This is a genomic window from Rhodovibrio salinarum DSM 9154, from assembly GCF_000515255.1.
GTDB classification, from domain to species: Bacteria; Pseudomonadota; Alphaproteobacteria; order Kiloniellales; family Rhodovibrionaceae; genus Rhodovibrio; species Rhodovibrio salinarum.
The window spans coordinates 2,995,327-3,016,624 of the sequence record NZ_KI911559.1; the positions used below are offsets into that span (position 1 = coordinate 2,995,327).

General features: G+C 65.9%; 21 protein-coding genes. 12 read left to right on the forward strand and 9 right to left on the reverse strand.

Annotated elements, in window-relative coordinates; all coding sequences use genetic code 11:
- Positions 1-21: 21 nt before the first annotated feature.
- The 5 genes from RHOSA_RS0113880 to epsC all read right to left on the reverse strand — a co-directional run bounded on the left by RHOSA_RS0113880 (position 22) and on the right by epsC (position 4,325).
- The gene (locus RHOSA_RS0113880) at positions 22-351 is read right to left on the reverse strand and encodes a ferredoxin family 2Fe-2S iron-sulfur cluster binding protein (RefSeq protein ID WP_027289142.1); all 330 of its coding nucleotides are present in this window, start codon (positions 349-351) and stop codon (positions 22-24) included.
- A 191-nt stretch (positions 352-542) separates the two neighbouring features.
- The gene (locus tag RHOSA_RS22595; RefSeq protein ID WP_051432149.1) at positions 543-1,742 is read right to left on the reverse strand and encodes an aminotransferase class V-fold PLP-dependent enzyme; all 1,200 of its coding nucleotides are present in this window, start codon (positions 1,740-1,742) and stop codon (positions 543-545) included.
- Between the two features lie 95 nt (positions 1,743-1,837).
- Positions 1,838-2,950: a cysteine desulfurase family protein gene (locus RHOSA_RS0113890; protein ID WP_027289143.1), complete on the reverse strand. Its 1,113-nt coding sequence runs from the start codon at positions 2,948-2,950 to the stop codon at positions 1,838-1,840.
- Positions 2,951-2,970: 20 nt separating this feature from the next.
- Positions 2,971-3,444: an Rrf2 family transcriptional regulator gene (locus RHOSA_RS22600; protein WP_051432150.1), complete on the reverse strand. Its 474-nt coding sequence runs from the start codon at positions 3,442-3,444 to the stop codon at positions 2,971-2,973.
- Between the two features lie 116 nt (positions 3,445-3,560).
- The gene (gene epsC / locus RHOSA_RS22605; protein ID WP_051432151.1) at positions 3,561-4,325 is read right to left on the reverse strand and encodes a serine O-acetyltransferase EpsC; all 765 of its coding nucleotides are present in this window, start codon (positions 4,323-4,325) and stop codon (positions 3,561-3,563) included.
- 224 nt (positions 4,326-4,549) lie between these two features.
- On the opposite strand from epsC, the gene RHOSA_RS0113905 reads away from it, so the two are divergent.
- Complete coding sequence (locus tag RHOSA_RS0113905; protein ID WP_027289144.1) at positions 4,550-5,221, forward strand: alpha/beta hydrolase; 672 nt, start codon at positions 4,550-4,552, stop codon at positions 5,219-5,221.
- Here RHOSA_RS0113905 and RHOSA_RS0113910 read toward each other — a convergent pair.
- Positions 5,218-6,312 (reverse strand): anhydro-N-acetylmuramic acid kinase, encoded by a 1,095-nt coding sequence (locus RHOSA_RS0113910; RefSeq protein WP_027289145.1) that lies wholly within the window; start codon positions 6,310-6,312, stop codon positions 5,218-5,220. The genes RHOSA_RS0113905 and RHOSA_RS0113910 overlap by 4 nt on opposite strands.
- Positions 6,313-6,469: 157 nt before the next feature.
- On the opposite strand from RHOSA_RS0113910, the gene tyrS reads away from it, so the two are divergent.
- On the forward strand, positions 6,470-7,729 hold the full coding sequence (tyrS, locus tag RHOSA_RS0113915) for a tyrosine--tRNA ligase (RefSeq protein ID WP_027289146.1): 1,260 nt from the start codon (positions 6,470-6,472) through the stop codon (positions 7,727-7,729).
- 183 nt (positions 7,730-7,912) lie between these two features.
- Here tyrS and RHOSA_RS0113920 read toward each other — a convergent pair whose 3' ends face one another.
- Both RHOSA_RS0113920 and RHOSA_RS0113925 read right to left on the reverse strand, forming a co-directional pair.
- The gene (locus tag RHOSA_RS0113920; RefSeq protein ID WP_027289147.1) at positions 7,913-9,598 is read right to left on the reverse strand and encodes a methyl-accepting chemotaxis protein; all 1,686 of its coding nucleotides are present in this window, start codon (positions 9,596-9,598) and stop codon (positions 7,913-7,915) included.
- Positions 9,599-9,666: 68 nt separating this feature from the next.
- A complete protein-coding gene (locus tag RHOSA_RS0113925) occupies positions 9,667-10,275 on the reverse strand; it encodes a hypothetical protein (protein WP_051432152.1) in 609 nt (202 codons plus the stop codon).
- 188 nt (positions 10,276-10,463) lie between these two features.
- Here RHOSA_RS0113925 and RHOSA_RS22610 point away from each other — a divergent pair, with 188 nt between their 5' ends.
- Positions 10,464-11,654: an MFS transporter gene (locus tag RHOSA_RS22610; RefSeq protein WP_200372015.1), complete on the forward strand. Its 1,191-nt coding sequence runs from the start codon at positions 10,464-10,466 to the stop codon at positions 11,652-11,654.
- A gap of 4 nt (positions 11,655-11,658) precedes the next feature.
- Here RHOSA_RS22610 and upp read toward each other — a convergent pair whose 3' ends face one another.
- Positions 11,659-12,306 carry a uracil phosphoribosyltransferase gene (upp, locus tag RHOSA_RS0113935; RefSeq protein WP_027289149.1) on the reverse strand — a complete coding sequence of 216 codons (648 nt, stop codon included), beginning with the start codon at positions 12,304-12,306 and terminating at the stop codon, positions 11,659-11,661.
- Between the two features lie 305 nt (positions 12,307-12,611).
- Between upp and RHOSA_RS22615 the strand changes: the two genes are divergently transcribed.
- The 9 genes from RHOSA_RS22615 to RHOSA_RS0113980 all read left to right on the forward strand — a co-directional run bounded on the left by RHOSA_RS22615 (position 12,612) and on the right by RHOSA_RS0113980 (position 21,285).
- Positions 12,612-13,940 (forward strand): uracil-xanthine permease family protein, encoded by a 1,329-nt coding sequence (locus RHOSA_RS22615; RefSeq protein ID WP_051432153.1) that lies wholly within the window; start codon positions 12,612-12,614, stop codon positions 13,938-13,940.
- A 154-nt stretch (positions 13,941-14,094) separates the two neighbouring features.
- Positions 14,095-14,553: an SUF system Fe-S cluster assembly regulator gene (locus RHOSA_RS0113945; protein ID WP_027289150.1), complete on the forward strand. Its 459-nt coding sequence runs from the start codon at positions 14,095-14,097 to the stop codon at positions 14,551-14,553.
- A gap of 175 nt (positions 14,554-14,728) precedes the next feature.
- Positions 14,729-16,186, forward strand: a complete 1,458-nt coding sequence (gene sufB, locus RHOSA_RS0113950) for a Fe-S cluster assembly protein SufB (protein WP_027289151.1) — start codon at positions 14,729-14,731, stop codon at positions 16,184-16,186.
- A gap of 127 nt (positions 16,187-16,313) precedes the next feature.
- Positions 16,314-17,066: a Fe-S cluster assembly ATPase SufC gene (gene sufC / locus RHOSA_RS0113955; RefSeq protein ID WP_027289152.1), complete on the forward strand. Its 753-nt coding sequence runs from the start codon at positions 16,314-16,316 to the stop codon at positions 17,064-17,066.
- Between the two features lie 65 nt (positions 17,067-17,131).
- On the forward strand, positions 17,132-18,460 hold the full coding sequence (sufD, locus tag RHOSA_RS22620; RefSeq protein ID WP_051432154.1) for a Fe-S cluster assembly protein SufD: 1,329 nt from the start codon (positions 17,132-17,134) through the stop codon (positions 18,458-18,460).
- A 117-nt stretch (positions 18,461-18,577) separates the two neighbouring features.
- The gene (locus RHOSA_RS0113965) at positions 18,578-19,888 is read left to right on the forward strand and encodes an aminotransferase class V-fold PLP-dependent enzyme (RefSeq protein WP_437123670.1); all 1,311 of its coding nucleotides are present in this window, start codon (positions 18,578-18,580) and stop codon (positions 19,886-19,888) included.
- Positions 19,888-20,352, forward strand: a complete 465-nt coding sequence (sufU, locus tag RHOSA_RS0113970) for a Fe-S cluster assembly sulfur transfer protein SufU (RefSeq protein WP_027289154.1) — start codon at positions 19,888-19,890, stop codon at positions 20,350-20,352. The genes RHOSA_RS0113965 and sufU overlap by 1 nt, the downstream gene beginning before the upstream one ends.
- Before the next feature lie 104 nt (positions 20,353-20,456).
- Positions 20,457-20,858 (forward strand): iron-sulfur cluster assembly protein, encoded by a 402-nt coding sequence (locus RHOSA_RS0113975; RefSeq protein ID WP_215905009.1) that lies wholly within the window; start codon positions 20,457-20,459, stop codon positions 20,856-20,858.
- 88 nt (positions 20,859-20,946) lie between these two features.
- The gene (locus RHOSA_RS0113980) at positions 20,947-21,285 is read left to right on the forward strand and encodes a HesB/IscA family protein (RefSeq protein WP_027289156.1); all 339 of its coding nucleotides are present in this window, start codon (positions 20,947-20,949) and stop codon (positions 21,283-21,285) included.
- Positions 21,286-21,298: the final 13 nt, after the last annotated feature.

Below are 21,298 nucleotides of genomic sequence, written 5' to 3' on the forward strand. Positions count from 1 at the left end.
GTCCCCCCATCGAACGGACGTTCAACCCATCCAGTTGGTCACCTGCTCTGGCAACTGGACGACCAAGCCGTCGAGTTCCTCGCTCATCACGATCTGGCAACCAAGACGCGAGGTCTTGGTCAAGCCAAAGGCGAGGTCGAGCATGTCTTCTTCGTCCTCGGTCGGTTCATCGAGCTTCTTGAACCACTTCTTATGCACGATGACGTGGCAGGTCGAACAGGCAAGCGCTCCCTCGCAGGCGCCTTCCATGTCGATGCCGTTGCGGTGCGCGATCTCCAGCACCGACAGGCCCACGGGCGCATCGACCTCCTTGTGGTTCCCGTCCTTCTCGATGAAGGTCATCTTCGGCATGGCTGTATTCGACCTCGTTCTCTCGTCGTCGGGGTGTGCGGTTGTAAGTGCCTGGCACACGCGAACTGCCCAGCGCCACGGTTACCGTCATCGCGCTGTCTAGCCGACCAGCCCATCCGTCTGCTAGGGGCGATTTCGCATGTGCGATACCCCCGTCTTAATCTCTCGGACAAGCCGCAGCCCCCGGGCGGTTACCCGGCGCCTGCCCCGGCCAGCCGCCCGGCACCTTCAGCACGCAGGCGGGCAGCCGTGCAGCCGATCGTCTCGACGGCCTGATCGATCTCGGCCTCGGTCGTCATACGGCCGAGGCCGAGGCGAATCGACGCGGCCGCATCCTGGTCACTGAGGCCTAGCGCGCTCAGCACATAGGACGGCTCGACCGACGTGCTGGAGCAGGCGGACGCCGTCGAGTACGCAACCTCCGGCGTCTCGGCGATCAGCGTTTCCGCATCCAACCCAGGCACGGTGACGTTCAGGTTGCCGGGCAGCCGCGCCGCCCAGCTTCCATTGACGTAGGCATCCGGCAGGTGGGCCTGCAACCCGTCCCAAAGACGCTGGCGCAGGGTCGTCAGATACGCCTCCTCCTCCGCCATCTCGGCCCGCGCGATCCGGCAGGCGGCGCCCAAGCCGACGGCCAGCGGCGCTGGCACCGTGCCGGAGCGCAACGTGCGTTCCTGTCCGCCACCGTCCATTAGCGCCGATATTCGCGCCCGCGGGCGCCGGCGCACGTAGAGGGCCCCAATGCCCTTCGGCCCGTACAGCTTGTGCCCCGACAGGCTGAGCAGATCGATGTTCATATCGTTGACGTCGACCGGGACCTTGCCGGCCGCCTGGGCCGCGTCGGTGTGGAACAGGACCCGCTTAGCGCGGCAAAGCTTCCCGATCTCGGAGATCGGCTGCAGCACGCCGATCTCGTTGTTCGCCGCCATGACGGAAACCACGGCGGTGTCTTCCCGGATCGCCGCGGCCAGCCGGTCCAGGTCCACCCGGCCATCGGGCGCAACCGGCAGAATCTCCACCTCGAACCCGTCGCGTCCCAAGGCCTTAGCACTTTCCAGCACGCATTTGTGCTCGGTCGCGACGGTGACGACGTGGCGCTTGCCCATCGGACCGTGGAAGCGCGCCGCCCCCTTGACCGCCGTGTTGTTGCTCTCGGTCGCGCCGGAGGTGAAGATGATTTCGCGTGCCTCCGCGCCGATCAGCGCCGCAACCTCGCCGCGGGCCCGCTCGACGGCGGCTTCCGCTTCGGTCCCGTAGCTGTGATGGACGCTATGTGGGTTGCCGAACGCCTGCGTGAAAAAGGGCCACATCGCCTCCGCCACACGCGGATCGACGGGCGTGGTCGCCTGATAGTCCAGGTAGATCGGCCGGGCCTGCTCCGCCTCCGCCATGCTGCTGCACGCTCCTTCCCTCGGCCAAGCGCTTGTGTGCGCCCTCTGCCTTACAGCTAAGACCTTTGATGGGAATTCCAACCGAACCGATAAGGCTAAGCCGCGTCCGCCGCCAACCCGTGCCTGCGTACAAGCTTACCCCAGGCGTCGAGGAACACGTCGATGTCATCCGCCGTACTGGTCCAACCAAGCGATACGCGGACCGCGCTGTCAGCGTCGTCTTCCGAGACGCCCATCGCCCGCAATACGTGACTGGCGTGCACCTTCCCCGACGAGCAGGCCGAGCCCGACGACACCGCCACGCCGGCGAGGTCGAGGGCCATCACCTGCGTCTCCGCGCGCACCCCGGGCAGTCCCAGGCAACTGGTGTTGGGCAGGCGCGCCGCCCCGGCGCCGTGGACCTGCAGCCGTGGACACAGCGCGCGCGCCTCCGCCTCCAGCCGGTCGCGCCAAGCAGCACACTCCGTCATCCGGACCAGATCCGCTAAGGCGGCTTCCGCCGCCGCGCCGAAGCCCGCAATCGCCGGAACGTTTTCGGTGCCGGCGCGCTGCTTGCGCTCCTGACCACCGCCTGCCAGCAAGGGCGCGACCGACTGACCGTCCAGCACCGCGAGTGCGCCCGCGCCCTGCGGGCCGCCCAACTTGTGCGACGACACGGTGATCAGGTCGACGCCAAGGGCCCGGGCATCGACGGCGATCTTACCGGGCGCCTGCACGGCGTCGCAGTGGACCCGGGCCCCGTGGCGCCGGGCGATCTCGACCACCTGTTGCACCGGATTGATCGCGCCGGTCTCGTTGTTGGCGAGCATGACGGAAACGAGCGCCGGGCGGTCGTCCGCGGCAAGCGCGACATCCAGCGCATCCAGGTCGACCGTGCCATCTGATCTAAGCGGAACCGTCTCGGCGTCCGGGCGAGCCTGCAACACGGCCTCGTGCTCCCCGGCGGAGACCAGGGTGCGCGTCCGACCGTGGCCACGCAAAGCGGTGTTGTTGGCTTCCGTACCGCCGCTGGTGAATACCAGGTCGCCCGGTTGAACGCCGATCAGGGCGGCGACGGTTTCCCGCGCATCTTCAACCCGGCGGCGGGCGTCGCGGCCGAAGCGATGCACGGAGGACGCATTGCCGACGTGGTTCAAGGCATCGGTCATCGCCCGAACCGCCTCCGGCCGCACCGGCGCGGTGGCGTTATGGTCTAGATAGACCGGCATGGGACCAGCGCCTTAGCGCGCTATTGTTGCTGAGCCGCCACCAGGGGTTCGGCATCTTCCGGCTGGGCAAGCTGATTGGCGGCGATCCGTCCCTCGATGACGTCGCCCAGCGAAACGGAGGCCAGGAACAGATAAATCTGGTTGCCCAACGCCTCCCACAGCTGGTGGGTCACGCAGCGCTCGTTGTTCGAGCGGCACCCGAACGGCTGCCCTGGAGTGCAGCGGGTGGTCTGGATCGGCTCGTCGACCGCCATCACAATGTCGGCGATTTTGGTATCGTCGGCACCCTGGGCCAACATGTACCCCCCGCCGGGGCCGCGCACGCTGCGCACCAAGCCGGCCCGGCGCAGCTTGGCGAACAGCTGCTCCAGGTAAGACAGTGAGATTTCCTGACGTTCGGCGACGTCGGCCAAGGCGATCGGCTTGCCGTCGCTCTGCCCGGCGAGGTCGCACATCGCCATCACGGCATAACGACCCTTGGCACTCAGCTTCATCTTTCTTGCACTCCGTCTCGCGCGCCCGCGCTCCACCCATCGCGTAAGAGCTTCGCGGCCTGTCGCGTCATGACACCGCTTACAGCCCTAGATAACACCTACGTCGCCTGGGGTCTCTAGCACTTCCCGGTGACTTGGTCGTGCGGCCCGCTCGTCTCCTCGCCCTGATTCTCGACACTGGACAGGCGCTGCTGCTGCGCCTCTGTCTGGCTTTCCAGTTCGTTCACCCGGGCACGTAGACCATGCACCTCCTGCAGCAGCCCGTCGATCGCCCGGGCGACCGGATCCGGCAACTCGCCCGTGGGCGTGCCATAGGCGACGAACTTCTCTTCCGCCGCCGGGGCGCCGCGCACCTGCACCGCCTTGGCTGGAATGCCGACCATCGTCTGGCAGGCGCCAACGTCCTTGGCAACCACCGCATTAGCGCCGATCCGGGCGTTCGCGCCGATCCGGACGGGACCCAGCACCTGGGCACCGGAGCCAACGATCACGCCGTCACACAAGGTGGGGTGACGCTTTTGCTCGCGCTGAGAATCACTATCTTCGCTGGGCGAAACGCCGCCGAGGGTGACGCCATGGTACAGCGTCACATTGTCGCCGATCTCCGACGTCTCCCCGATCACCACGCCCATGCCGTGGTCGATGAAGAGGTTATGACCGATCTTGGCACCGGGATGAATCTCGATCCCGGTAAGCACCCGACCGACGTGCGAGACGAACCGTGCAGGCAGCCGAAAGCCGTGCCGCCACAACCAATTCGCCAAACGGTAGGTCACCAGGACCTGGAATCCGGGATAGCACAGCACCACTTCCAGCCGGGAACGCGCGGCTGGGTCGCGCGCCATCATCCCGTCGACTTCGTCGCGCAGAGACTTGAACATGACTTCGACCGTCGTGCTAGTTTTCCCGCCCTTGCGCCGGAGTCGCCGTCTGCACGCGGGCTCGGCGGCACGGTCCGCCGGAATCGACGGGTTTCGCGGGATATAATACGCCCTAGCAGGGCGATCAAGCGCGCCCCCTGCGCGGGCTTGCCGGCCACCCGGCCGCCTGCCGCGCGATGGTCCGCAACCGAACGGGCCTGTTTTGGCACAGGATTGGGAGCTCGATGCCTGACGTTATCTTTCCCGGCCCCGAAGGCCGCCTGGAGGGTCGCTACCAGCACGGCCGTGGAGAAAAGCCGCCGATCGCGCTGATGATGCATCCGCATCCCCAGCATGGCGGCACGATGAACAACAAGCTCATCTATCACGTCTATCAGACCTTCGCCCGCCAGGGTTTCTCCGTCCTGCGCTTCAACTTCCGAGGCGTCGGCCGGAGCCAGGGCGAGTTCGACCGCGGCGAGGGCGAGCTATCGGACGCGGCCAGCGCCCTCGACTGGCTACAGACCTACAACCCCGGCTCGTCGAGCTGCTGGATCGCGGGCTTCTCGTTCGGCGCCTGGATCGGCATGCAGCTCCTGATGCGCCGACCGGAGATCAGCGGCTTCATCTCCGTCGCACCGCCAGCCAACATGTTCGACTTCACCTTCCTGGCGCCCTGCCCGTCCTCCGGTCTCATCCTGCAAGGCGATTCCGATGACGTGGTGCCGGAGGCATCGGTACAGAAGCTGGTCAACAAGCTAAGCCAGCAGCGCGATATCACGGTCGACTACCGGATCATCGAGCAGGCGAACCACTTCTTCACCAACCGGCTCGATATCCTCAACGAGCATATCGCGGACTATCTGCAGAAGAACGTCCCCGAACTCGCCGGCACGGCCACCGACCCGGCGGATTAGCCGGTCGGCGGGGCCGTGTAGAGCTTGCCGCCGGGCATCTCCCGGGGCGCGCCGGTGGTGGTCGGCCCGGACAGTGGCAGACCTTGCAGCGCACGCAAGGCGAGATAGGCGAAAGCCTGCGCTTCCAAAGCGTCGCCATCCCAGCCGACGCGTTCCACCGGCGCGACCGGTGCGCCCAGACGTTCGGCAAGCATGCGCATCAGGGTCGGGTTATGCCGACCGCCGCCGGTGACCAACCACTGCACCGGCGCTTCCGGCAGATGATCCCGGGCCCGCACCACACTCTCCGCGGTGAAGGCCGCGAGCGTCGCCGCCGCATCCGCGTCAGCCAGACCAGCGACGGACTCGCCCGTGAAGTCATCGCGGTCGAGCGATTTCGGCGGCCGTTTATCGAAGAAGGGATGCGCCAGCATCGCCGCCAGCGCGGAGTCGTTAACCCGGCCGGCAGCGGACAGCGCCCCGTCATGATCGTAGCCACGGCCCGTGCGCTGAGCCACCAGATCGTCCAGCAGCGCGTTACCCGGGCCGGTATCGAACGCCAGGATGTCGGCAAACTGCCGGCCCAGCCAGGTAACGTTACCGACCCCGCCCAAATTCAGCACCGCCACGGGACGATCCAGTTCCATGGCACGGGCACGGTGATAGTACGGTGCGAACGGCGCGCCCTCACCGCCCGCAGCGACGTCGGCCTGGCGGAAGTCGCCGACCACGTCGATCCCGGTCAGCCGGGCCAGACGGCCGCAATCGCCGATCTGCCGGGTGTACCTGCGGGCCGGGTCGTGGCCGATCGTGTGGCCATGAAAACCGATCACGCGCACCGCACTGGCGGACACGCCAGCCTTGGCAAGCAACGTACTGACCGCCTGTGCATGCCGGTCGGTCAATTCGCGCGCCACATCCGCAACGTCCGCCGTGCCCGCGATGGCGTCGGCCAGGCGCTGGCGAAAGGTGTCGGGGTAGGCGATCGACTCCCACGGCCCGGCCTGGACAAACATCTGCCCGTCGGTTTCCAGAAGCGCGGCGTCGATGCCGTCGCGCGAAGTGCCGCTCATCAGGCCGAGCGCAAGGCGGCGCGGAGCTGTATCGGACATGAAACGCAGGCCGTTTTCCGTTCGGGAGCGCCCGACCGACTGAACCGTATCCAGCGCGCGGCGCGGGCGAATTGGCAAGGTCGGGCGAGTGTGCTAACTGCGCCCCGGCGCTGCAACCTCCCCCGCAACCCAGCAAGACATGACGGACACCAAAGCCATGAGCCAGCCGCCCAAATCCGATTTCCTCAGGGTCGCACAGGCGCGGGGCTACCTGTATCAGACGACCGATTGGGACGGGCTCGACCAGGTGATGGCGGAGAAGGCGCCGGTGCCGGCCTACATCGGCTTCGACTGCACCGCGCCCAGCCTGCACGTCGGCTCGCTGGTGTCGATCATGACGTTGCGCTGGCTGCAAACCTGCGGGCACAAGCCGATCGTGCTGATGGGTGGCGGCACCAGCAAGATCGGCGATCCCTCGGGCAAGGACGAGCAGCGCAAGCTGCTGTCCGACGCGCAGATCCAGGAAAACATGGCCGGGATCAAGTCGATCTTCCGGCAGTTCCTGACCTTCGGCGACGGGCCGACCGACGCCGTCATGGTCAACAACGACGACTGGCTGCGCGACATCAACTACATCGCCTTCCTGCGCGATTACGGCCGGCACTTCTCGGTCAACCGGATGCTGTCGTTCGACAACGTCCGCCTGCGCCTGGAGCGCGAACAGCCGCTCACCTTCCTGGAATTCAACTACATGGTGCTCCAGGCTTACGACTTCCTGGAACTGTACCGGAAGCAAGGCTGCCGGCTGCAAATGGGCGGCTCGGATCAATGGGGCAACATCGTCAACGGCGTCGAACTCGCCCGTCGGGTCGACGGGACGGAACTGTTCGGCATGACCACGCCGCTGCTGACCACCGCCTCAGGCGCCAAGATGGGCAAAACCGCCCAGGGCGCGATCTGGCTCAACGAAGCGGACTGCTCCCACTACGATTACTACCAGTACTGGCGCAACACCGAGGACGCGGACGTTGGCCGCTTCCTGCGCCTGTTCACCGAACTGGACGAGACGCGCATCCAGGAACTGGAGGCGCTCCCGGGGGCCGAGATCAACGAAGCCAAGAAGGTGCTGGCGTACGAGGCAACCAAGCTGTGCCGCGGCGCAGACGCCGCCCAGAGCGCGGCCGAAACCGCCCGTCAGGTGTTCGAGGAAAAGGCGCTCGGCCAGGACCTGCCGGTCATCGAGGTTGCGCGCGACCGCCTGAGCGACGGCGTGGCGCTGTTCGAGCTGCTGCGTGAGGCCGGCATGGCGTCGAGTGGCGGCGAGGCCCGGCGGCTGATCAAGGGCGGCGGCGCGCGGCTTAACGACGCCAAGGTCGCCGACCAGAACCAGACCGTCACACTGGCCGACGTGAGCGAGGAAGGCGTGGTCAAGGTCTCCGCCGGCAAGAAGCGTCACGCGCTGGTCAAGCCGGTCTAAGGGGCTGAACGCGCATCAGCCGTCTTCCACGCTGACGTGGAAGACGGCTAGGGAGAGAAGCAAGCGCTCCCGCGTCGGCCCGTGCCGATGAGCGTTGATGCCCCGTCCACCGACGCCAACCGGGTTGCAGGCTACCGTGGGCGCGCCATCCGCCGCCCCGGCAGCCAGGCAACGGCAGATGCGTTACGCTGCCCGGATGCCCGAGAGGAAGGTGTCGAGTTCCTTACGCAGGGTCTCGGTCTCACGCGACAGCTCGCTGCCGGCGTTGGAGACATCCTGGGCACTGGTGCCGTTGGTCGCGGCGGCATCGCTGACCTGGGAGATGGTGCGCGAGACCTCGCTGGCGCCGGTCGCCGCCTGCTCAACGTTGCGCGCAATCTCGGAGGTGGCGGCCTGCTGTTCCTCCACAGCGGAAGCGACAGCGGTCGTGATCTCGTTGATTTCGCCGACCCGGTCGATGATCCGGTTGAGCGCGTCCACCGCGGAGCCGGTCGCTGACTGCATCGACTGGATCTGGCTGCCGATCTCCCCAGTCGCCTTGGCGGTCTGATTGGCCAGCTGCTTGACCTCCTGCGCGACCACGGCGAAGCCCTTACCCGCCTCGCCCGCGCGGGCCGCTTCGATGGTGGCGTTCAGCGCCAGCAGATTGGTCTTCTCGGCGATGTCGTTGATCAGGCCGACCACGTCACTGATCTCCTGGGCACGGCTGTTGAGCGCCTGCACCACCTCGTTGGCCTCGGACGCCTCGGTGCTGGTTTTGCTGGCGATCTCGTTCGACTGCCCCATCTGGCGAGCGATCTCCTCGATCGAGGAGGTCAGCTGCTCGGCCGCGCTGGCCACCGCATCGACGTTGTTCGACGCCTGATCGGCGGCACTGGCCGCCTCGGTCGACTGCCGCTTGGTATCCTCGGCAAGGCTGGATAGGGAGCTTGCCGTCTGGGCCAGCTGCTCGGTGGAACTGGAAACACGCTGGACCAGACCGGTAACCGCCTGCTCGAAGTCGCTCGACAACTGCTCCAGCTGTTGCGCGCGTTGGGCGCGGGCCTCCTGCTCCTCGGCCGTCTTGCGCGCCAACTCTTCGCTGCGCTCCATCGAGTCTTTAAACACCTGGACCGCCTGGGCCATGCCGCCGAACTCGTCCTTCCGGTCGGTGTCCGGAATCGGCGTATCCTTGTCGCCGTGAGAAAGGTTGCTCATGGCCGCGGTCATGCGGCCCAACGGTCGCGCGATGAGGCGACTGAGCGAGACACCACAGACAATCGACGCCACCAGCAACGCCAGCGTGGCCCCTCCCGTCGCGGCATAGACCCACGTGAACGCCGTGTCCTGGGCGGCGCTGCGCTCGGCCATCCGGGCCGCGCCCCAGTCGCGCAACGCTTCTTCGATACGGGCGAAGGTAGCGAGGTCGGCCGCCCCAGCGCCGACCGCCTCCATGGCGCGCGCCCGCGGGACGGTGTCGGGATGCTGCATCCACCGGATCTGCGGCGATGCAACGTCTTTCACCCAGCTCTTCACCGCTCGGTCCATCTCCTCGACCTTGCCGACATACTCGGTCCCGACAAGGCTCTGACGCAGCTTATCGATCCACTGGCCATAGGCGACCATGCCGGTCCCATAGCTGCGCAGGGCCGCAGAATCGCCGCTGATCAGGAAACCGCGGATGCCGTTCTGCTGGTCACGCACCGCGCCCTCGACGTGATCGAGCGCGGTCATGATCTGGCTGGTCTGCGCGGCTTCATGCTGGGCATCACTGGCATCTTGAATCTTCAGCATGATGAAACCCATCACACCGATGCTGAGCACCAGCAAAAGCGCGAAGGAAATCTGGATCTTGCGGGAGACGCTGAGGTTCTGAAAACGGGCGAACATGAGTTGGGAGTCCGGTCACTCGACGATGAAGATGGAAGGCACGAAAAGCCGTTTGCGGTCCACGCCGTCTAGCTCTCGGGCGTCGAGGCGATCAGGTCGAGATCGAACTCCGCCGTGATCGCGCCGATCGGCTCGCCCGTCCGGGGGTCAACGATGGTCAGGCTGACCTGCTGGGCCCGGCGCCCGGTATCCTTGACCTCAACCTCACCGTAGTGAACCGCGCCCGGGCCGCGACCGAAACTCTCCTGAAACTTCGCCTCGTCGCCCTGCCAATAGTCACTGGTCACCGCGCTCTGCCCGACGTTGAGACCGTTCTTGTCCATCACGAAGGTCTCGATCAGACGCCCGTCACTATCCGCCTGGATACGCAAAAGCATCGCCGACAGCGGCGCGCCCAGCAGTTCGGCGATCAATGGCTTCTGATCCGATGCGGTCTGCTTGCGCCAGTCCTGGTCCATCCGGTCGATGTCGTCTTGATCCAGATCGGCGTGCTTCTCATTCCAGGCGCGCAAGGTGATCAGCACGGTCGGGTCCTGGCTCCAGGTTCGGACCTTCTCGACGTAGCGTTGCGGAATCTCCCCGGCCGCCAGGGCCGGCGCGGCCATGGCCCCAGCCACGGCGCAACCGGCGGCAAGGGCCAGCATGCCTGCCAGCGCACGTGACACGAACTTGAACATGAAAGTCTCCTCGCGACAGTCCGATGCCCTCTTCCGCCAAGGCCGGCGGCGGACGTGGCGAACACGCATAAAGTACAAGGGTTAAAGGTTAATCTTTTGCTTAAAAGACGCTCTAAATTGCCATGGACGAGGTGTCTGCAGACCGCTGCGTTGACCCGGCGACAGCCGCACTCGATGGTGCCCGTATCATGGCGCCCCACCCTCTAAGTCCTGACCCCGCGCGCTTGCACGCAGCCCTGCCTTTCGCCCTGTTCTATGGAGCGGTGTTCCTCACGTTGGGCGTCTACCTGCCGTTCTGGCCGGTGTTTCTGGAGAGTCGCGGCTTAAGCGGGGCAGAGATCGGTACGGTGCTGGCGCTTGGCACCTGGGCCAAGACGGTGATCAATCCGCTGGCCGGCCAGCTAGCCGACCGTACGGGCCGGCGGCGCACGGTCCTGGCGAGCCTCGGGCTCAGCGCCCTGCTGGCCTCCCTGCTGTTCACGCAGGTGCAGGGTTTCTGGGCCGTCCTGCTCGTCCACCTGCTGCTGTTCCCGACCTTTCATGCGACGATTCCAATCGGGGACAGCCAGACGATGGCCGCGGTCGCGCAGCGCGGTTTCGATTACGGCCGGCTACGCCTCTGGGGCTCGCTCGCCTTCATTCTGGGCGTGCTCGGCGTGGGCGACCTTTTAACGCGGCTCGACGGCGAGGCGGTGCTGTACGGCGTCATGGCGGGGCTGGTGTTGGTGACCATCGCCAGCCGCCTGCTGCCGCCGGGGTTGCAGTCGCGCGCGCGTGGCGCCCGCGCGCCGCTGTCGGCACTGCTCGGCCAGGGGCGGTTCCTGCTGTTCCTCGCCATCGGCGCGCTCTTACAGGCGAGCCACGCGGTCTACTACGGTTTTTCCGCCGTGCATTGGCAGGCGGCAGGGTTGTCGCCAACAGCTGTCGGCTGGCTTTGGTCGGAAGGCGTGATCGCGGAAGTGCTGCTGTTCGCCTGCGGCACCGCACTGGTCGCCCGGGTGGGGCCGATCGGCCTGCTGAGCCTGGCCGCATTGGCCGGAGTCGTGCGTTGGAGCGTGCTCGCGGGCACCACCGACCCCATATCCCTAAGCGCGGTCCAGGCGTTGCATGCCCTCACCTTCGCGGCGACGCACCTGGGCGCCATGCACTACATCACCCGGCGCGCGCCGCCGGGCCTGCAAGCGACCGCCCAGGGGATCTACGCCGGCACCACCGGCGGCATCGCCATGGGCGCGACCATGCTGGCCGCAGGCTGGCTGTACGACACGATCGGAGGCAACGCCTTCCTCGCCATGGCCGGCATGTGCGCCCTGGCCGGCCTGCTCGCCGTGCCGCTGCTCCACGCCGAACGCCGCCGGCCCTCAGACAGGGCGGCGTGACCGGCTAGGCCGTGCCGTAAATCCGGTCGCCGGCGTCGCCCAGGCCGGGAACGATGAAGCCGTCGTCGTTTAGCTGCTCGTCGAGCGCGGCGGCATAGATCGGCACATCGTCGTGGGCGGTTCTGAGCACCTCTACCCCTTCGGGCGCCGCAAGCAGGCACAGGAACTTGATGTTGGCCGCACCCCGCTCCTTCAACTTGGTGACCGCGGCAGCCGCGGTGTGACCGGTGGCCAGCATGGGATCGCAGACGATCGTCAGGCGGTCCTCCAGCAGTTCCGGCACCTTGAAGTAATACTCGACCGGGCGCAGCGTCTCCGGATCGCGATACAGGCCGACATGGCCAACCCGGGCGTGCGGGATCAGGTCCAGCATGCCCTCCAGGATGCCGTTGCCCGCACGCAGGATCGACACCAGGCACAGTTTGCGCCCCGCGACCTCGGGCGCGTTCATCGGGGAGACCGGCGTTTCGATCGCGACGTTCTCCAGCGGAATATCCCGCGTCACTTCGTAAGCGAGCAGCAGCGAGAGTTCGCGCGCCAGGCGGCGGAACTCCGGCGTGGGCGTCTCCTTACGACGCATCTGCGTCAGCTTGTGCTGGACCAGCGGATGCTCGACGACGGTGATGTCGCGGCCGGCTACGATGTCGGGCATGGCGCGAACCTTCCTTGCGATCTGGCCTTGGGATCTGGCGAGGCTTGTAACGGGCGGAAACGATGGCAGACCCGCGCAACCGGAAACGCGCTGGCGTCTGCCTGGGCTGTTGGCGCCCGGTGATAGTCGAAACGCGCAGGTGCTGTCGAGCGTGCTACGCGCGCGGAAAAGCCGCGCGTGCAGGAATGCGGTTGGCGCGTAGCGGCGAGTTCGCATAGGTTCCCGCGCGAACGTCATCCGGGCGGCCTGTCGCAGCGGCACACGGCAGCCTGCGCGCCCAGTTTCAAGACAGCGGAACTCCCTTCATGAGCGACCGGATCGAACCCCCGGCGAGCGGGGCCGTCACGCCCGCGGTCGGCCTGCATGAGCGCCCGGCGGCCGGCAAGTGGCTGGCCCTGTCCCTGCAACACCTGTTCGCCATGTTCGGTGCCACCATCCTGGTGCCGCTGCTCACCGGCCTGGATCCGGCGGTGGCGCTGGTCACCAGCGGGGCCGGCACGCTCGCCTATCTAGTAATCACCAAGGGGCAGATTCCGGCCTACCTCGGCTCTTCCTTCGCGTTCATCGCGCCGATCACCGCGGGCGCCGAGGCCGCCGGCGTGGCCGGCGCGATGGTCGGCGCGTTCGCCGCCGGACTCGTCTATCTCGCGGTCGCGGCCGCCGTCCGCGGCTTTGGGATCAACTGGCTGCTCAAGCTGCTGCCACCGGTGGTGGTCGGGCCGGTGATCATGGTGATCGGGTTGTCGCTGGCCTCCACCGCCGTCGACATGGCGACCAACCAAGCTGGCGGCGGCGACTATTCGTCGCTGCACTTCGGCGTCGCGATGGCGACACTCGCGATCACCATCCTGGCGGCCGTGTTCCTGTCAGGCTTCCTATCGATGCTGCCGGTGCTGATCGGCATCCTGGGCGGCTATACGATCGCGGCAGTGGTCGGGCTGGTCGACTTCGCCCCGGTCATGGACGCAAGCGTGGTGCGCCTGCCCGATTTCGTGATCCCGTTCGTCACGCAGGAGACCAGCGTCCCGCCGGAAGTGTTCTTCCTGCTCGTCCCGGTCGCGGTCGTGACGGTGGCCGAGCACATCGGCGATCAGTTCGTCCTATCCAAGGTGATCGGCCGCAACACGATCAAGCAGCCCGGGTTGCACCGCTCCCTGATGGGCGATGGCGTAGCGACCATGCTGGCCGCCTGCCTGGGCGGCCCGCCCAACACCACCTACGGCGAGAACATCGGCGTCCTGGCGATCACCCGCGTCTTTTCGATTTACGTGATCGCCGGCGCGGCGGTGCTCGCCATCGCGCTCGCCTTCCTGGGCAACTTCTCGGCCTTCCTGAACACCATCCCGACAGCGGTGATGGGCGGCGTGTCGATCCTGCTGTTCGGGATCATCGCCGCCAGCGGCCTGCGCACCATGATCGAGGGGCGCGTCGATTTGGGCGAGAAGCGCAACCTGGCGATCGTCTCGGTTGTGCTGGTGATTGGCATCGGCGGTGCCGTACTGCCGATCGGCGACCTGGTTGAACTCTCCGGCATGGCGCTGTCGGCGCTGGTCGGGATCGGACTCAACCAGCTGCTGCCCGGCAAGCACCTGACCGGTGACATCGAGCGCGTGCTGACCCACCATGAGCCCTGAGATGCGGCGTCGGGCGGCGAGCGCCTTGCGTGGCAGACGCCCGGATGCGAAATCATCGCCCGATGCCGTGTGCGAGGGTCATTGGGCTTGATTTTCCACCGACATCTTTTAGCTTACTGATACCGGACCAAATCGGTCGGGATTAGGAGGCAGAATGTTTCGGCTCAACCGCCTGACGGACTACGCGGTCGTCGTGATGTCGCAGATGAGCGCCAGTGGCGCCGGTCTGCGCAGCGCGCAGCAGATCGCCCGCGACACGTCCGTGCCCCTACCCACCGTGGCGAAGGTGCTGAACGTCCTGACCCGCGAGGGACTGGTCGAGTCCCACCGTGGTGCCAGCGGTGGCTACGCGCTCAGCCGCACCGCCGAAGAGATTTCGGTGGCCGAGATCATCCGCGCATTGGAAGGCCCGATCGCGCTCACCGCCTGTGTCGACAACGGCGGGTCTGGCTGCGAGGTCGAATCGCTGTGCCCAATGCGCGGCACCTGGGACCGGGTCAACGACGTGATCCATCAGGCGCTCTCGCAGGTCACGCTGGCCGACCTGATCGCGGACCAGCAGGCGCGCATGCCGGCATTCGCCCGCACTGCCGCACCGCAGGTCGCGAAATGACCCGCCCCGCCACTGATCCAGCCAAACGAACAGAGGCGTAACAACACACGCCAATCGCACCGATCGATACCGCACGCACACACGACGAACAACCAGGGCCGCGTCCCGGGCGCTTGCACACGCCACAGACAACGGGCGGCCAGAACGAGAGCTCTAGAGAGCAGGAGACCAAGCCATGGGTGCTACCGCCGAGACGGTCGAGCAGGTCCAGGAGGTCACGGGGCAGAAGTACAAGTACGGCTTCGTCACGGAGATCGACGAGGAGCGTCCCCCGAAGGGCCTGAACGAGGACATCATCCGGTTCATCTCGCAGAAGAAGGATGAGCCGGAGTGGATGCTCGAATGGCGGCTGAAGGCCTACCGCCATTGGCTGACGATGAAGCACCCCTCCTGGCAGAAGTGCAGCATCCCGCCGATCGACTTCCAGGACGCCTACTACTACGCGGCGCCGAAGCAGGATAAGGATCGGCCGCAGTCGCTCGACGAGGTCGACCCCAAGCTGCTCGAAACTTACGAGAAGCTGGGTATCCCGTTGCAAGAGCAGGAGATGCTGGCCGGCGTCGCGGTGGATGCCGTGTTCGACAGCGTCTCGGTCGCGACGACCTACAAGGCGAAACTGGAGGAGCAGGGCATCATCTTCTGCTCCATGTCGGAAGCCATCCACAACTACCCAGACCTGGTTAAGCAGTATCTGGGTTCGGTGGTGCCCTACTCCGACAACTTCTTCGCCACGCTGAACAGCGCGGTCTTCACCGACGGCTCGTTCGTCTACATCCCCAAGGGCGTGAAGTGCCCGATGGAGTTGTCGACCTACTTCCGCATCAACGCGGAGAACACGGGCCAGTTCGAGCGCACGCTGATCGTCGCGGAAGAGGGTTCGAGCGTCTCCTATCTGGAGGGCTGCACCGCCCCGCAACGTGATGAAAACCAGCTGCACGCCGCCGTGGTCGAGCTGGTCGCGCTGGACAACGCGGAGATCAAATACTCCACCGTCCAGAACTGGTTCCCGGGCGACGAGAACGGTGTCGGCGGCATCTACAACTTCGTCACCAAGCGCGGCGCCTGCCGGGGCGACAACTCCAAGATTTCCTGGACGCAGGTGGAGACCGGCTCGGCCGTCACCTGGAAGTATCCCTCCTGCATCCTGCAGGGCGACAATTCGGTGGGCGAGTTCTATTCGATCGCCATCACCAACAACTACCAGCAGGCCGACACCGGCACCAAGATGATCCACCTGGGCAAGAACACAAAGTCCCGGATCGTCTCCAAGGGCATCTCCGCCGGCAAGGCCGACCAGACCTACCGCGGCCTGGTGCGCGTGTCGCCGAAAGCCGACGGCGCGCACAACTTCACGCAGTGCGACAGCCTGCTGATCGGCGACAAGTGCGGCGCCCACACCGTCCCCTACATCGAGAGCCGGAATAACTCCGCCCGGGTCGAGCACGAGGCAACCACCTCCAAGATCAGCGAGGACCAGCTGTTCTATTGCCGTCAGCGCGGCATCAGCGAGGAGGACGCCGTCGCGCTCGTGGTCAACGGGTTCTGCCGCGAGGTGCTGCAGCAGCTCCCGATGGAGTTCGCGGTCGAGGCGCAGAAGCTGGTCGGCATCTCGCTGGAAGGCAGCGTCGGCTAGTCCAAAGGTCAGGTTTGCAGGCGCCGCGCGTTTACCGGGGCGCCGCCAACCCGCGACGAACAACAACACAACGCGGACGATTGTCTGCGGCACATGAGTTTTTGCGAAGGAGCACGCGACGATGGCGATGCTGGAGATCAAGGACCTGCGCGCCGAGATCGACGGGACCGAGATCCTCAAGGGCCTCAACCTGTCCATGGACGCCGGCGAGGTGCATGCGATCATGGGTCCGAACGGGTCGGGCAAGTCGACCCTCGCCCACGTTCTCACCGGGCGCGATGGCTACGAGGTCACGGGCGGCGACGTCCTGTTCAACGGCCAGTCGATCCTGGAGATGGAACCGGAGGAGCGCGCGGCTGTTGGGCTGTTCCTGGCGTTCCAATATCCGGTCGAGATCCCGGGCGTCACCATGACGACATTCTTGAAGGAAGCGGTTAACTCGATCCGCAAGTCGCGCGGCGAAGACGAGATGGACGCCATGAAGTTCACCAAGGAGCTGCGGGAGCGCTGCAAGCTGCTTGGCATCCCCGAGGACATGATGCGCCGCTCGGTCAACACCGGCTTCTCCGGCGGTGAGAAGAAGCGGGCCGAGGTGCTGCAGATGGCCGCGCTGGAGCCGAAGCTCGCGGTGCTGGACGAGACCGACAGCGGGCTCGACATCGACGCGCTGAAGACGGTGGCCGACGGCGTCAACCGTCTACGCAGCCCCGAACGGTCGATGCTGGTGATCACTCACTACCAGCGCCTGCTGAACTACATCGTCCCGGACCACGTGCACGTCATGGTCAAAGGCCAGATCGTGAAATCCGGCGACAAGACCCTGGCGGAGCAGCTGGAATCGGAAGGCTACGCGCAGTTCGGCGAGGACAAGGCGGCGTAACGCCGCCTCAGCCCGCCACGGCGCGTCTCCCCTTCCCTACAGCGTTCCAAGAAAGGTTTTGCGCGATGAGCGAAAGCGCGCTCCAACCGTTCCACCAGCAGTACACGGCGCTCACCAACGCCGGCAGCCTACCCGGTAATGCCCTGCCGTGGCTGACCAACCTGCGCGAACGCGGGATGGCCCGCTTCGATGAGTTGGGCTTCCCGACGCCACGGGTGGAGAGCTGGAAGTACACCAACCTGCGCGCCCTGGAGCGCCAGGTGTTCCACCCGGCGACCACGATGACCGCCACGCTCGGCCTCGACCGCGTGCCCAGCCTGATCGGCGAGCAGGCCGGTCACCGCGCGGTGTTCGTCAACGGCCGTTTCCGGGCGGAAATGTCCAACCTGGACCGCCTGCCCGACGGCGCCAAGGTGCTGTCCTTCGCCCAGGCACTCGAACATGAGCCGAACCTGCTGGCCGAAGACATCGACCAGATCGCCGAGGGCCAGGACGACCAGCCATTCTACCAGCTGAACAGCGCGTTCATGGAAGACGGGCTGGTCCTGCACATCGAGGAAGGTGCCAAGGTCGAGGAGCCGATCGAGGTCGTCTATCTGGCCGCCGCCGACGCGGAGCCACTGGCCTATCACCCACGCCACCTGATCGTCGCCGGCAAGAACAGCGAGGCGACCCTGGTCGAGCACCATGTCGGCATCGGCGAGGCGAATACGCTGGCCAACCACGTCACGGAGATCCGTGTCGAGCCGGGCGCCAAGCTGCATCACTACAAGCTGAACGCCGAAACCGATGCGGCCTTCCACATCTCGACGCTGCACGCGCGGGTGCAGGAAAACGCCTTCTACGACAGCTTCACGCTGACCACGGGCGGCCAGCTCACCCGCAACGAGCCGCACATCAAGCTGGAAGGCAGCTTCGCCGACGCACGGCTCAACGGCGCCTACCTGCAGCGCGCCAAGCAGCACTGCGACAACACCACGCTGATCGAGCACGCGGTGCCGGACACGCACTGCCGCGAGATCTTCAAGGGCGCGCTCGAGGGCAAGGGCCGTGCGGTGTTCGCCGGCAAGCTCCACGTCTACCCGGACGCTCAGCGCACCGACGGCAACCAGCTGTCGCGCTGCCTGTTGCTGTCCAACCAGGCGGAGATCGACACCAAGCCGGAGCTGGAGATCTACGCCGACGACGTGGTCTGCAGCCACGGTTGCACCGCTGGCGAGCTTGAGAAGGATCCGCTGTTCTATCTGCGTTCGCGTGGCATACCCCATGCCCTTGCGCGGCGCATGATGGTGGAGTCCTTCCTCGCCGAGGTGGTCCAGGAGATGACCAATGAGGACCTGCGCCAAGCATTCCTCGACCGGATCACCGATTGGCTGGCCCGCTCGGACCAGTAAAGCCGCGTGTAAGCCCGGAGGGCGAGACGTGAGTGTCCACAGCGCTCGCCCGCCGGGCCGCCCGGCCTCCACGCTGGGGCTTGGGAGCACGGCAGTATCGCTTGAAGGACGACGCACGTGAGCGACATAACCGACGCCGCCGTACCGCAGCAGGGAAATCCCAACGCAGCCGGCTCCACCGGCAGCGGACATACCGGGTCCGCGCGCAACACGCTCGACGTCGAGCGCGTGCGCGCGGACTTTCCGATTCTGCATCAGGAAATCTACGGCAAGCCACTCGCCTACCTGGACAACGCGGCTTCCAGCCAAAAGCCGCGTCCGGTCATCAACGCGATGACGGAGGCGATGGAGAGCTACTACGCCAACGTCCACCGCGGCGTGCACCGTCTCTCCCAAGTCTCGACCGACCATTACGAAGGCGCGCGCGAGACCATTGCCCGCTTCATCAACGCGCCGAAGAGCGACGAGGTGATCTTCACCCGCGGCGCGACGGAAGCGATCAATCTGGTCGCCTCGTCCTACGGCCGGGCGTTCCTGAAACCGGGCCAGGAAGTCCTGATCACCGAGCTGGAGCACCATGCCAATATCGTTCCCTGGCAGATGCTACGCGACCAGCTGGGCATCAAGCTGCGCGTGGCCCCGGTCGACGACGACGGCACCCTGCGCGCGGAAGCAGTCACCGAGCTGATCGGCGAGAACACCGGCCTGGTCGCGATCGCCCATATCTCGAACGCGCTGGGGACCATTGTCCCCCTTCAGGAAATCACGGCGGCCGCGCATGCCAAGGGCGTTCCGGTGCTGGTCGACGGCTGCCAGGCGCCGCCACATCAGAAGGTCGACGTGCAGGCACTGGGCGTGGATTTCTACGCCTTCTCAGGCCACAAGATGTACGGGCCGACCGGGATCGGTGTGCTGTGGGGGCGCTGGGATCTGCTGAAAAAGATGCCGCCCTACCAGGGCGGCGGGGAGATGATCTACTCGGTCACCTTCGAGAAGAGCACCTTCAAAGAGCCGCCGCATGGTTTCGAGGCGGGCACGCCCGCGATCGTCGAGGCGATCGGCCTCGGCGCGGCCGTCGATTGGCTGTCCGGTCATGACCTCGACGCGGTCGCGGCGCACGAACACAAGCTCTTGGCGTACGCCACAGAACGCCTATCTGCTATCGAGGGCCTTAACATCATCGGGCGCGCGGAGCCCAAGGCCGCGATCGTCTCGTTCACCATGGACCAAGCGCACCCGCATGACATTGGCACGATCGTCGACCGCGCCGGCGTGGCGGTCCGCGCCGGGCACCACTGCGCGCAGCCGCTGATGGAGCGCTACGGCCTGAGCGCGACGGTGCGCGCGTCGTTCGGCATCTACAATACCGAGCAGGAGGTCGACCAACTGGCCGACGCGCTGCAGGTCGTGAAGGAGTTGTTCGGCTGATGATGGACGAGCTGCGCGAGCTCTATCAGGACGTGATCCTGGACCACGGCAAGAAGCCGCGGAACTTCGGCGGGTTGGAAGGCTACAACCACCTCGCCCAGGGACATAACCCGATGTGTGGCGACACGCTGGTGGTTTACCTGAAAGTGGATGACGACAACGTAATCCAGGGAGTCTCGTTCAAGGGCAAGGGCTGCGCGATCTCGGTCGCCTCCGCCTCGATGATGACGGAGATTCTCAAGGGCAAACCAGTCGCGGAGGCGGAAAAGCTGTTCCACACCTTCCACGACATGTGCACCAAGGACGACCCTGAGATTCCCGAAGGCATCGACGAGGACGCGGTGGAGCGTCTGCAAGTGCTTGCAGGCGTCCGCGAGTTCCCGGTCCGGGTGAAGTGCGCAACGCTTGCATGGCACACGATGGAAGCCGCCGTGCACGGCAACGAGGAGATCTCGACCGAATAGCCGTGAGTGGCTGGACGTCGGGAGCGCGCGACTGACAGGCTGACGACGAGCACAAGGCAAGAGGCCGCTACGCCCGCGGGGTCAGGCGGCTGGGAGAAGGCGCCATGTACACCGTCGATATGAACAACATCGACGACACGATCGATCCCACGGAAACCGAGGGACTCAACTCGACCGCCGGCGAGCCCCTACCCGCCGGAGTCACGCCCGCGACCGAGGATGAGATCGTGGAGAAGCTGAAAGAATGCTTCGATCCGGAAATTCCGGTCAACATCTACGATCTCGGTCTGATCTACGACCTCAAGATTCACGAAACCGGCGACGTGGATGTCGTCATGACCCTGACGGCCCCGGCCTGTCCGGTGGCGGGATCGATGCCCCCGATGGTCTCCCAAGCGGTCAGCGACCTGCCGAATACCGGCAAGGTGTCGGTGACCCTGACCTGGGATCCGCCGTGGTCGATGGATCTGATGAGCGAGGATGCGCGTCTGGCTCTGGGATTCTAGCGCCGCACGCGTTAAACTCGGGCTATAATAGGATTTCGCGCGGGCGATCGGCGCCGCGCGCACCAGCTAGATGAAGGGAAGGCATGCCATGGCCGGTCCCGCGATGATCTCCCTCACCGACGCCGCCGCACAGCGGGTCAGGGACCTGATGGGCAAAAGCGATCAGCCGGTTAGCGGGCTGCGCATCGGCGTCAAGCCGCGCGGCTGCTCCGGGCTGGCCTACTACTTCGAGTACGCCAGTGAAAAGCGCCAGAACGAGGACGAGATCGACGACAAGGGCGTGAAGCTGTTCATTGACCCGGCGTCGGTCATGTTCCTGTTCGGCTCCGAGATCGACTATCAGGAAGGCAAAATCGAAAGCGGTTTCGTCTTCAACAACCCGAACGAAAAGGGTCGTTGCGGCTGCGGCGAAAGCTTCACCGTCTGACAGCCGCGCCAAC

Excerpts from the sequence above, each read along its gene's own strand:
- tyrS (WP_027289146.1), top strand. The coding sequence starts at position 6,470 with ATGAGCCAGCCGCCCAAATCCGATTTCCTCAGGGTCGCACAGGCGCGG.
- RHOSA_RS0113880 (WP_027289142.1), bottom strand. The coding sequence starts at position 351 with ATGCCGAAGATGACCTTCATCGAGAAGGACGGGAACCACAAGGAGGTC.
- RHOSA_RS0113925 (WP_051432152.1), bottom strand. The coding sequence starts at position 10,275 with ATGTTCAAGTTCGTGTCACGTGCGCTGGCAGGCATGCTGGCCCTTGCC.
- upp (WP_027289149.1), bottom strand. The coding sequence starts at position 12,306 with ATGCCCGACATCGTAGCCGGCCGCGACATCACCGTCGTCGAGCATCCG.
- RHOSA_RS0113910 (WP_027289145.1), bottom strand. The coding sequence starts at position 6,312 with ATGTCCGATACAGCTCCGCGCCGCCTTGCGCTCGGCCTGATGAGCGGC.
- RHOSA_RS22600 (WP_051432150.1), bottom strand. The coding sequence starts at position 3,444 with ATGAAGCTGAGTGCCAAGGGTCGTTATGCCGTGATGGCGATGTGCGAC.
- epsC (WP_051432151.1), bottom strand. The coding sequence starts at position 4,325 with ATGTTCAAGTCTCTGCGCGACGAAGTCGACGGGATGATGGCGCGCGAC.
- RHOSA_RS0113945 (WP_027289150.1), top strand. The coding sequence starts at position 14,095 with ATGTTTCGGCTCAACCGCCTGACGGACTACGCGGTCGTCGTGATGTCG.
- sufU (WP_027289154.1), top strand. The coding sequence starts at position 19,888 with ATGATGGACGAGCTGCGCGAGCTCTATCAGGACGTGATCCTGGACCAC.
- RHOSA_RS0113980 (WP_027289156.1), top strand. The coding sequence starts at position 20,947 with ATGGCCGGTCCCGCGATGATCTCCCTCACCGACGCCGCCGCACAGCGG.
- sufD (WP_051432154.1), top strand. The coding sequence starts at position 17,132 with ATGAGCGAAAGCGCGCTCCAACCGTTCCACCAGCAGTACACGGCGCTC.
- RHOSA_RS0113975 (WP_215905009.1), top strand. The coding sequence starts at position 20,457 with ATGTACACCGTCGATATGAACAACATCGACGACACGATCGATCCCACG.
- RHOSA_RS22615 (WP_051432153.1), top strand. The coding sequence starts at position 12,612 with ATGAGCGACCGGATCGAACCCCCGGCGAGCGGGGCCGTCACGCCCGCG.
- RHOSA_RS22595 (WP_051432149.1), bottom strand. The coding sequence starts at position 1,742 with ATGGCGGAGGCGGAGCAGGCCCGGCCGATCTACCTGGACTATCAGGCG.
- RHOSA_RS0113920 (WP_027289147.1), bottom strand. The coding sequence starts at position 9,598 with ATGTTCGCCCGTTTTCAGAACCTCAGCGTCTCCCGCAAGATCCAGATT.
- RHOSA_RS22610 (WP_200372015.1), top strand. The coding sequence starts at position 10,464 with ATGGCGCCCCACCCTCTAAGTCCTGACCCCGCGCGCTTGCACGCAGCC.
- sufC (WP_027289152.1), top strand. The coding sequence starts at position 16,314 with ATGCTGGAGATCAAGGACCTGCGCGCCGAGATCGACGGGACCGAGATC.
- sufB (WP_027289151.1), top strand. The coding sequence starts at position 14,729 with ATGGGTGCTACCGCCGAGACGGTCGAGCAGGTCCAGGAGGTCACGGGG.
- RHOSA_RS0113905 (WP_027289144.1), top strand. The coding sequence starts at position 4,550 with ATGCCTGACGTTATCTTTCCCGGCCCCGAAGGCCGCCTGGAGGGTCGC.
- RHOSA_RS0113890 (WP_027289143.1), bottom strand. The coding sequence starts at position 2,950 with ATGCCGGTCTATCTAGACCATAACGCCACCGCGCCGGTGCGGCCGGAG.